Below are 8,433 nucleotides of genomic sequence, written 5' to 3'. Positions count from 1 at the left end.
GATGCACATCAAAAAATGCAGCTAAATCTTTTTTTGATGAAATCACATGGTCTCTAACGGCTATTAAACTGCCTCCTGGCTTTAAGACACGGAATAATTCTGCACATAACTGTTCAAGATCATTTGCATGATGCAATACTTGTCGGGCAAAAACCAGCTCAAATGTATTTGCATCAAAATTAATTCTCTCGCCAAATTCCTGAGAGACAGATATAGGCAGGTTGTTCTCCAAAGCAAGCGTTTTGATTGCGCCAGCTCCAACAAGCTCGCTGCTATCTGGTTCTAACGCGGCTACTTGCCAGCCATCACGAGCTAAAGCATAACTGGCTATCCCACGTCCTGCCCCAAGGTCCATTGCAAAACCTTTTGAATCTGGAACATATCGGCTTATAGCTTGCCACTCCGGGCTATTATAATATCTCTCCGCAGCTTGCTGGACGGATGGATCATAATAACAATCCCGAACTAATTGTTGTTTATCCGGTTGATTCATTAACCATGAGACTGCCGCCTCCCAGGAGACAAAGGTTTTATCGCTCATCGGGTCCTATCTCTCTGATTATTTTGGCTGGGTTGCCAGCAACAATAGTCCACGGTGGCACATCTTTAGTCACCACGGCTCCAGCTCCGACGATAGCACCTTCACCAACGGTTACACCCTTTAAGATTGTTGCCATTGCACCAACCCAAACATCATCAGCTATCATAACCGGAGACTCATCAAGGTCTATTGAAGATGGATGACCAACGCTTGCAATATTCATGAATTGCTCATGTCTTTCTGAGGCGCGTATTGGATGGGTATGGTTATCAAAAATATTGACATTATGTGAAATTAACACCCTGTTGCCGATGGAGATACGGCCAGCCGACCAAATCCTACAACCTTCTCCCACATAACAATCGTCTCCAACAACAATTTTTCCTCCATGGGCAAACACCAAAAGCTCCCCCAGAACATGACTATTTGAACCAATTGAAATTAATTCTGGTTTTCCTGGTATGTTGATAATTTTTGCCGAGGGATAAAGCACAACACTGGCTGCTCCAGTGAATTCCCTAAACTGTAAAAGCTTTCTGATAAAAGCTTTTAAAGCTATTTTGTAAGTTCTAAACATACAACTGCACGTGATGCGGCAGCATAGTCAGTGCCGTAATCTTTTTCGGTATGAATATCAAAATAAGTGGCATCACTGGCAAGTTCACGTGAAGAATTAACCCATCCGCTTTCATGATACTGAAAGTAGTTTTCTTTTATTTCCGTCGGTGAGAAAGTTGCCTTGATACTGTCCACCATTTCACCGTTAAATATCTGAAACCAACCACGCACTTTGTGCTCACCGAATGGAACACTGAGAAATAATTTTCCACCTGGCTTAAGAATTCGATGAAACTCTTTTATTGCAGCAAGATAACCGTCTCCATCACTCTCACGCTTTGCTTCATCACTGGTATATAGCATTGTATTATCCAGACCGATATGTTCAATAGTCGAAAGACTCGTGATCCAGTCAAAATAATCATTTCTGAAACAGGTGTTTCTCAAATCTTCATAGATATATGAAACCCCTTTGTTCCAGAAGGCATCCTGCTCTGGTGCCAAGGTTGATATAAATAAATTCTTATTCTGTAGTTTTTTATGATCGAGAAGAAACGAATAGTTGAGGATCGAACCGGCATCAAGGATTCTTCCTGCTGAATGTGGCAAAGACTGGAAAAACCACAGATATTCAACAACCCTCTCATCAAGCCTAAAGCCATAACCATCTGGCAATCTTGTTATATCGAGAAGTGGATCATTGATAGCAGTATTGATAGATGAAAATTTGTAAGGAACATAACCTAGCTTCCATGGTTTTTTTCCAAATAGTGGATACATCCAACTACAGGTAGAGTGATATATTTTTTTTATAAGCTTACGCATGTTTATACCTTGAAAGGCTTAATTAATCGACTTAGAAACGCTTTAATGCTGAACTTTGGTTTGGGAAGCTTTTTAATTAGTTCATCAAAAAAGGGAGAAGTCACACTATTAGCAGGAAACGTTTTTACCTCAAACGTCGCGTCAATAGGCGTATCATCAAATCCGCTAACCACACAATTTACACCGCTACCATCAAACCCTGAGTTCTCAACCAAACTTTTTCTAGGGTACAGTACCAGCCCATTTTTTATAAACACACTCAAGTACCAACGTATTGCCCATGAATCAACCTTAGCCTTTTTTTGGGCTTCAAGCATTTTAAAGTATGGGTAGCGTCCATCCAAATTAAACTGCTTTTTCAGGTCAGGATTATTTTTTATAGTGTTGAAACTACTAGCTGTTTTATCAAATTTTTCCCATGAGTTTTGCCACGTCGCCCACCCCCAAGAGGATGTCAGAGGTAGAAACAAAGCATCTTCGTTAGATTGAATATCGACAGGAAACATATAACCGGCTATCTGCATGACTTGTTCATCGTGCTCATACTTATCAAGCCCTGTATTCATATACGCCAGAAAATGCGGTGAAACCTGCAAATCATCTTCCAATACTACAACCTTACCGAACTCATTACATATGCGAGTTACACCATCAATGACAGAATTTGCCAGACCCCAGTTGCTATCTCGCTCATAAATAGTGACGGTTTTAAAACCGGAAATTTGACGAATGTATTCTCTTACTTGCTTAACGGTTTCTTCAACACTTTTGTCCTTTGCTGCATCCGAAAAAACAAATAAATCAGACATTTCGGCTTGAGGATTTTTTAATAACGAAGTTACAGTTCTACGAGTATGTTCTGGTCGGTTGTAAACAAACAATATTATTGGGGCGAATGTCGTTTCTTTATTCATAGGCTTTACCATCAATGTATTGATTGATTACACCTACTAATCTTTGCATCGACTGACCATCGTTTGGTCCAAGGAATCGTTGTGAAAATATCTGCATTTTCTGTCTAACTGAATCAAATTGTTCAGGCTGTTGCTGAATTTGCAATACCTTATCAACGGCTGCTTCTGCCGAGTCAACAACAATTGCTGCACCGTGTTTTTCTGGAAAGGGATATACGCTGTGTGACTTATCCAGTTGTAAAATAACTGGAATAACACCACATGCAGCAGCCTCGGACAATGTTGTAGAAAAAAAGCCCACTGCACTCTGGGTATTTATCAATGTTGCAGCTAACGAAAACTCCGGTGCATTCATCGGACTAATTCTATGCGGATACTTTTGCTGTAAGTCATCAAAGCCAGGATGTTTATCAACAGGATGTTTTCTTACAATGATATCTATTCTTTCATCACGTTTTAGCAAGTCTTCTGCAAATTTAACAAGCAACAGATAATCCTGCTCACTAATATGTTTACTCACGGGCTGAGTATATATAACAACCCTATTCGGTTTTGTGGTGGTTACTCTTCGTTCATTTAGCCGATGAAATTCATCCAGCAAAGGACTACCAATCTCATGATAAGCTGGTTTTGGCGACACACTCTGGTAACGTTCAACAAAATCATTGCTCCAGCATAGCATCACATCAAAGCACATATTTCGATAACCACTATGTAACACCCCTGCGCGCCCACTCTGAATTCGGATAGTTGGAATCTCAAGTTGCTTTGCTGCTCTCGCCATTAACTCATCATAATGTGAGGTTCCCTCAGCAAATAAAAGTACTTCTGGACGCTCCTGTTGCAGCGCTATATAAGCCTGCTGAAAAAACATGCATAGACGTAGATAAACAGGAAACAATGGATGCCAAACTGACAAGCTCAATCCAGAAGAAAAACCTTTCGGCATTGGCAATAACGCTGGACATGCTCCTTGTTCTTTTACTTTTCCAGAAATCAACATGGGATGTGATGAGAAAAAAAGACATGTAGTTGATTTAAATTCAGATACCAAAGGTTGGAAGAAATCAACAAATCGGCAATTTATGGCAAAAAAACCAATAGGTCGTTTTTCAGTACTGCTAACTGATTTGGCAGATAAGACGTTTGAAATGATAGAGCGATAATAATCTCTGCCTAAACGTAACCAAGGTAAAGAGGTTGTAAACAGCCTTTTGGTAAGCGAAATTTCGGACGAATTTTCCCAATACCGATCGAATGTTTTGGTTAAATCCGACTCTTTGGCTGAATTACGCCATGGTTTTGTGAACTTGAGTAAGGGTAGTAAGCTATATGGCCTAGCCATAGCTTCAAAATAAAAATAACGCTCAAATGCTCCACGCAGACAATTATTTTTATAAGTCAGATAGTCTGGTTGTTGCTGTTCAATCCAATCAAACAACTCCGTCATTAAAGCGGTTAATTTTTCCTCTCCTGTCATTCGAGACTTTAGTTCCCGCTTGCCAGAATCGCATCTGCGACTAAAAAGTCAATGGGATTATCAATATCCACTGAATGCGTGCGACTCATCAGATAAGGCACAGCGTTTTGATAAAGTGTTAATAGTTTTGAATTTTGAAAATCCTTGATTTTTCTGACATAAATTGCACCATTAGGATGGTAAGCAATTTTTTGATCCTGACTCCGTGTATTACCTGTCAACATTGGACTATGTTCAAAAACAGGTGTCCACTGATCCCCCTCATCATAGAATGCAAATGAGATAGGGAATCCATATTCAGTTGCAGAAAAAACCGGTTTACCCTTTTCTTCAAAAAGTTCGATTGCTTCGTCAATGTGTTGTGAGTTACGTAAGGGTACGGTAGGTAAGCCCATCAAAAATACATCATTCGGGTCTGAGAATATCTTTTGATAACCGTCTTTCAGGTAGTCAAAAATCTTTACTTTATCTCCCGCCTGCTCGGGTTCACGATAATCAAGAACCAGTTTATCACTTTTAATATAGCGATTAGCGATATCCCAATATTCTTGAGAATCAGTCGAGAATATAACCCTATCAACCTTTTGCGCGTTAACAAAAGCCTCTAATGTGTGAACCACGAGAGGCTTGCCAGCCAGCATTTTTATATTTTTACCGGGTAATCGTTTTGAGCCGGATCGAGCGGGTACAAATGCCACATAAGCCATTAGCTGAAAAAGTCCTGGATAGCTTTGTCTACTTGATTATGGACGGTGACAACTTCCTGATATTCGGTATCGTTCAAATGTTTCAGAGGCATCCGATCTCGGCGATGCATAAAGCCAGCGGCCTGCAATAACGCTTTGTTTGTTCTGTGCCAACCATATTTTGAGGCACATTGGTCAAAGAACGGTGCTTCAAGTTGATTCAGAATAAAATCGATTGTTTTTTGATCATCATTTTTCCATGCTTGCCAAAACGCTTCACCAATACGGGCATCGAGCATGGAAATCCCATTCAGATAGGACTTAGCTCCAAAAGGCTTATATTGCATCAATGTTGATTTACGTCCTGCAATCACTACCCGTATGCGCGGCTCAAGTTCCAGAGCCAGACAAGTAGTTTCAAAATCTTTTGCATCTTCTTTCAACGCCACGATTTCAGGGATACTGGGCAGTTTTCTGAATAATGAATGCGGCCAATGCATTTGAGTACCGTCATAACCTGATAAAAATGGCATTTCATGTACCAGGATAGGCATATTTGAATTTCGGCCGACTTCAGCAAAATGATCCAAGATCTGTTCATCATTGAAATACTTTTCTCGCACAATCAATGAGATCAAATCGGCACCGGTTTCTTTTGCATGGACAGCGAATTCAGTACTTTCTTTGGTCGAGCAATGGATAGGATCACCAACCACCACAATGTTTTCAGGATCAAGCCGCTTCAGCAGTTTTATACAAAACTCATTCAATTCCATAATTTCTGAGTGTTTCAACTGAGAATAACGTGAGTTATAAGCCATTACATAAAACTTTCTGGCACCACCAATGTAGAGATGATTCAGATATCGTTCCAGAGACTCATAATCAATATTTTCCTGTTCATCAAAAGGAGTGAATACAGTGTAAACACAACCTTCCAGCCCCTGTTTCAAATGTTCATACATTGGTGATTCCTTTTGTTCTTCTGTCAATATCAGTGAATACCATTTCAGTTGCTATTTTTTCAACCGATCTGGAACCCTGCCAATTTATTTTGTTTAGTAATTTTTTAGCATTGCCGGCTCTTGCACTAGTATCGAAAGGTCTGAAATAACGTTCTGATACCACAGCTAAAGGCATTCCTGAAGATTTATCCACGCAAACTTCATCGACGCCCGTACCTTCAAACAATGGGTCAAATCCGGCTGCAATAGCAGAAAAACGCAGGAAATCTCTAACAGTTGTTAATTTACCCGTCGCAAATACATAATCATCGGCTTCTTTTTGTTCTAACAAGCTCATCATGGCGGCAGTGTAATCCTCTGCTGCACCCCAGTCTCTCGCTGACGATAGTGCGCCCAATTCAATAGGTATACCATTATCTATTTTTAATCTAGCCAGGTTAAATGAAATTTTCCGCGTCACAAAATTTCGACCGCGTAATGGCCCTTCATGATTGAATAAAATGCCAACTGAAGCATGAAGATTATATGTCTCGCGGTACATCCGAACTAACTCTTGAGCAGTAAGTTTGGATATACCATAAGGATTCGCCGGTTTAAGCCGGCTTTCCTCACTAAGTAACGTATTGGGTGCAGCCGGACCAAACACCTCAGAGCTTGAAGCAAAAAACAATCTGGCTTCCGGCACAGTGTGCCGGATAGCTTCCAGCACATTCAGCGTACCTAACGTGTTGGCCTGAAGTGTTGTCACGGGATGAATAAAAGAATCCGCAACAAAACTCTCGCCGGCAAAGTGATAAATATGTGCTGGTTGAATAGATTTCAGAACATCATTCAAGTTAAACGGTTCATCAATATTGATATTGACTAACTTAACCTTGTCGAGAATATTCAGGTGATGTAATCGCCAGGTTTTTGATGCTGAACCTCTGCGAAACCCACAATAGACTGTCCATCCGGCAGTCGATAGATGCTGAGCCAGATGCGCTCCATCCTGTCCTGTTGCCCCAATGATCAGTGCTGTCTTATAGTTAATCATCAAACAACTCGGCTAATCTGTTTAATGCCTTTGCAAACCCGGCTCCTTCATCAAGATGTCCTTGCCAGACTTCAATGACCTTCATACAGTCCAAATCCATTACAGAGCTAATTGCCGGCATGTTTTTTGTGTCCCCTTCACCAAAATGAAGTCCTTCACCATCAATTCCGGCAGCATCTGCAATATGTACATGCTGAATAAAACCTGAAAGTCTTTTAATAACCTCTGTAGCTTCAAAATCAAACACACTGTCACCCATACATAAATGACAAACATCCATGCATATCGGTAATTGGTACCGTTCAATTAACTCAACGTCTCTGGGTTGATTTACGGCTTCCAGTTTGACAGAACCACCAAAATACCATGCGATGGGAGGTAACCACTGGGGAAGAATGGAAACGCCTTGTTTTCGAAACCCCTCTATTAACTGCGAGTGCTGCTGATAAAACTGTTCAATAGATTCATGCACAACAGAGAAGCTTCCTACGATTGGTACATGCTGCCCTGTATGTTGCTGTAGTGCATCAGCTAAATCGACTGTTCGCTGGAGGATATTCTGGCTTTGCTCTGCTTGTAATGCATCTGCCGAGAATGGGTCCATCAGCTGAGTAGAATTGATGTAATCGGGCAAATGAATGCTGTATCGATTATCAGCATTGTATTGTTTTGCATCTACCTCAGATAGAACTTCGCCATAGGATAAATGAAACTCATAAGCACCCACCGGAAATTTTTGCTCAATGCCAGCCAAATCATGCAATCTAACTGGAATGGCAATTTTCCGGCTACGTGCAAAATCTATAGCGGTGTCAGATACTGGAGGTGTTTTTTCAAAAACAGAACGACTTAATACTTGCCCGGGCGTTACCTCCCGAACTGTAGGGTGTTTCAGAAAAGGTTGTATCTCATTTTGCCCCAGACCAACTCTGGGGGAGCGGAAAACTAACTGCTCTGGTTTAATTATTTCCCCGGCGCTAATAGCCTGTTTTGCATAAAAGCTACGACCAAGATTTTGCAAATTAAGGAGTTCCCCTTGGTTGGCAACTCGTGGACCATTCCCCGCCATCAGTAATCCGATATGGTCTGCGAACATCGCCATGCGAGAAAATTCGTCCGGGGTTGAACTTGTGGTGTGATCCAGCCCATTCGCATCTTTATCAAAGGTTATATGCCGCTCGATAACTGTAGCTCCCATAGACATTGCAATTAATGTCACTTCCCAGTCATTGTCATGGCTTGAGTAGCCAAATGGACGTTGCCATTTATTCGCCATGTGCTGTAGATAGCCTAAACGGGAATTTGTCAGCGATACCGGATAGTTGGATACGCAATGAAGGGCAAGCCAATTATCACCCTTGAATTGACTGATGGCATCATCGATCTCTGCTTCATTGTGACAACCCAGCGACAGATAAACCGGCTTGT

8 protein-coding genes and 1 pseudogene are annotated in these 8,433 nt (G+C 41.1%); all 9 read right to left on the bottom strand.

Features of this window, described 5'->3' with window-relative positions; genetic code table 11:
* Positions 1-541 (bottom strand): class I SAM-dependent methyltransferase (locus tag B3O33_RS08260; RefSeq protein WP_292363375.1); only part of this gene is annotated, 541 nt, incomplete at its 3' end.
* On the bottom strand, positions 531-1,118 hold the full coding sequence (locus B3O33_RS08255; protein WP_292361491.1) for an acyltransferase: 588 nt from the start codon (positions 1,116-1,118) through the stop codon (positions 531-533). The genes B3O33_RS08255 and B3O33_RS08260, both read right to left, overlap by 11 nt.
* Positions 1,097-1,924, bottom strand: coding sequence for a class I SAM-dependent methyltransferase (locus tag B3O33_RS08250; protein WP_292361490.1), 828 nt, complete (start codon positions 1,922-1,924; stop codon positions 1,097-1,099). The genes B3O33_RS08255 and B3O33_RS08250 overlap by 22 nt, the downstream gene beginning before the upstream one ends.
* A gap of 2 nt (positions 1,925-1,926) precedes the next feature.
* Positions 1,927-2,838: a glycosyltransferase gene (locus tag B3O33_RS08245; RefSeq protein ID WP_292363374.1), complete on the bottom strand. Its 912-nt coding sequence runs from the start codon at positions 2,836-2,838 to the stop codon at positions 1,927-1,929.
* On the bottom strand, positions 2,831-4,318 hold the full coding sequence (locus B3O33_RS08240) for a hypothetical protein (RefSeq protein ID WP_292361488.1): 1,488 nt from the start codon (positions 4,316-4,318) through the stop codon (positions 2,831-2,833). Before B3O33_RS08240 ends, B3O33_RS08245 begins: the two co-directional genes overlap by 8 nt.
* Positions 4,319-4,326: 8 nt before the next feature.
* Positions 4,327-5,022, bottom strand: a pseudogene (locus tag B3O33_RS08235) (acylneuraminate cytidylyltransferase family protein); the annotation flags it as partial.
* Positions 5,023-5,024: 2 nt separating this feature from the next.
* The gene (locus B3O33_RS08230; protein WP_292361486.1) at positions 5,025-5,969 is read right to left on the bottom strand and encodes a dihydrodipicolinate synthase family protein; all 945 of its coding nucleotides are present in this window, start codon (positions 5,967-5,969) and stop codon (positions 5,025-5,027) included.
* Positions 5,962-7,005, bottom strand: a complete 1,044-nt coding sequence (locus B3O33_RS08225) for a GDP-mannose 4,6-dehydratase (protein ID WP_292361485.1) — start codon at positions 7,003-7,005, stop codon at positions 5,962-5,964. The genes B3O33_RS08230 and B3O33_RS08225 overlap by 8 nt, the downstream gene beginning before the upstream one ends.
* A partial coding sequence (locus tag B3O33_RS08220) for an N-acetylneuraminate synthase family protein (protein ID WP_292363373.1) occupies positions 6,998-8,433 on the bottom strand: 1,436 nt, incomplete at its 5' end. The genes B3O33_RS08220 and B3O33_RS08225, both read right to left, overlap by 8 nt.

The sequence above is a fragment of the Methylophaga sp. UBA1464 genome, assembly GCF_002325665.1.
Lineage (GTDB): Bacteria > Pseudomonadota > Gammaproteobacteria > Nitrosococcales > Methylophagaceae > Methylophaga.
This window is presented reverse-complemented; position numbering and strand designations above follow the sequence as displayed.